Annotated in this window: 1 protein-coding gene; it reads right to left on the bottom strand. The window is 71.3% G+C overall.

Annotated features, from left to right (window positions below; all coding sequences use genetic code 11):
* Window positions 1-248 precede the first annotated feature (248 nt).
* Window positions 249-2537 (bottom strand): phosphoenolpyruvate carboxylase (gene ppc, locus G6020_RS10275; RefSeq protein ID WP_241732653.1); only part of this gene is annotated, 2289 nt, incomplete at its 5' end.

The following is a 2537-nucleotide window of genomic DNA, read 5'->3' on the forward strand; positions in this document are numbered from 1 at the left end:
TGTCCCGTCTCGGCGGTCCGGTGCCGTGGATCGCCGCCCTGGCGGTGGTGTGCGTGCTGCTCATCCCGCTCGCGCAGCGGCAACTGCGGTAGCCGGCCCGGCTGGCCCGCCCCGCCCCGGCCCGGCTGGGGCATCGAGAAGAGCGTTTCGCGCATTCGCACTCGAGAAACGTGTTCGGAATGCTCTTCTCGACGGGGTGGTGGGCTTCGACGGGGATAGGGGCTTCGACGGGGTGGTGGGGGCCGGGCTCAGCCCGAGTTCCGCAGCGCGGTGGCCAGGCCGTTCATCGTCAGCTGGATACCCGTCCGCACGTCGGGGTCGCGGTCGCCCGCGCGGTAGCGCCGAAGCAACTCCACCTGCAGCACGTTGAGCGGCTCGAGGTACGGGAACCGGTTGCGGACGGAGCGGGCGAGGGCCGGGTTGTCGTCCAACAGGGTCTCCTGCCCGGTCACGGCCAGCAGCATCTCGCGGGTGAGGTCGAACTCGTCGGAGATCACCCCGTGGATCCTCCTGCCCACCTCGGCGTCCGGGACCAGCTCGGCGTACCGGGCCGCCAGGCCCATGTCGGCCTTGGCCATGACCTGCGCCATGTTGGACAGCGTGGTGCGCAGGAACGGCCAGTCCCGGTAGAGGCGCCGCAGCGTGGCCAACCGTTCCTCGGCGTTCGTGCCCCCGGCGGCTGTGCTGTCACCGTCGCCGGCATTCGCGTGACCGTCGGTCGCACTCCCACCGTCATCGATCCAGCGCTTGAGGGCGCTGCCCACGCCGAACCAGCCGGGAAGCATGACGCGGGACTGCGACCACGACAGCACCCACGGGATGGCGCGGAGATCGTCGACCGTGGAGGTCTGCTTGCGGGAGGTGGGTCGGGAGCCGATGTTGAGCTCACCGATCTCGCTGAGCGGCGTGGAGGTGGTGAAGTACTCGATGAAACCCGGATCCTCGTGCACCAGTTCGGCGTAGGCCTCGCGGCCGAGCCGGGCGAGCGCGGCCATCACCGCGTAGGCCTGCTCGGCGTCGTCACCCAGGCCCTCGACGTCGAGCAGCGAGACCTCGAGCGTGGCCGCCACCAGTGCCTCGAGATTGCGGCGTGCGCGGACCGGCTCCGAGTACTTGGCGGAGATGATCTCGCCTTGTTCGGTGATCCGCAACGCGCCCTGCACCGCGCCCGGTGGCTGCGCGAGGATCGCGTCGTAGGAGTTGCCGCCGCCCCGTCCCACCGCGCCGCCGCGGCCGTGGAAGAAGCGCAGGTGCACACCCGCACGCGCGGCCGCGTCGACGAGCGCGAGCTCGGCCTCGTAGAGCGACCAGTTGGCGGCGAGGTACCCGCCGTCCTTGTTGGAGTCCGAGTAGCCCAGCATGATCTCGAGCACGTCCTCCTGGGACCGCACCAGTGCGCGGAACTGGGGGAGTGCCAGGGCCGCGTCGAGCATTCGGGCCCCTCCGGCGAGGTCGTCGATGGTCTCCAGCAACGGGATGAGGCGCACGGTCGACCGGGGTTCGTCCGGGCTGCCGGAGAACAGTCCGACCTCCTTGAGGAGAACGGCGGGTTCGAGCAGGTCGGACACCGAGCCGCACATCGACACGATGTAGTGCGGCACCACGTCGGGTCCGAGTCCGGCGACCGCCTCCGCGGCGGCGCGCAGCACGCCCATCTCCTTGTCCGCGAACTCCGAGAGTTCCGCCCGGACGCCGAGCAGCGGTCGATCGTGGGAGAGCTCGCCGAGCAGGAGCTCGACGCGGGCGTCCTCGTCGAGCGCCGCGTAGTCCTCGGACACCCCGGCCAGCGCGAACAGCTCGGTGAGCAGGTCCTCGTGCGACTCCGAGTTCTGGCGCATGTCCAGGGACTGGAGGTGGAACCCGAACGAGTTGAGCGCCCACCGCAGGTCCCGCAGTCGCGGGGCGCGCAGCAGGTCGGACCCCACCGCGGAGAGCCCGGCGTCGATCGTCTCGAGGTCCGCCGCCATCTCCTCCGGGCCGGCGTACGGGGGGTCGTCGTCCAGGCCGATGAGCCGCCCCGCGGACAGCAGCACCGAGCGGGGCAACGACGACCCGGTCGCGCGGGCGCGCGCGGCGAGCCGACGACGGACCACCCGGACCGCCTGGCGGAACGGCACGTCCTCCCGCGCCGGACTCCCCTCGACCTCGGTGTCCGTGAGGGAGTCGGCCAACGCGGCTATCCCGGAGTCGACCTCGACGATCCGGGCCGACATCGACAACTCACGCTCGAGCAGGCGCAACTGCTCGGCGTAGTGGCCGTGGAGCAACTCGGCCGCCCGGTCGGTGGCGAACCGCACCACCTCGCCGGTGACGTACGGGTTGCCGTCGCGGTCACCCCCGATCCACGAGCCGGGCCGCACGACGGCGCGGCCCCCGCACCCGAGGCGCTCGTCAATCTGGGCGTTGAGCGGAGGGATGACCTCGAGCAGGGTGGCCTCGTAGTACTGGAGCCCGGCCATCACCTCGTCCTCGATGTGGGGACGCTCGTTGCGGATGAGGGCGGTCTGCCACAGCGCGAGGACGAGCCGGCGCAGCTC

Origin of the sequence: Dietzia sp. B19 (genome assembly GCF_014145155.1) — a bacterium.
GTDB lineage: Bacteria > Actinomycetota > Actinomycetes > Mycobacteriales > Mycobacteriaceae > Dietzia > Dietzia natronolimnaea.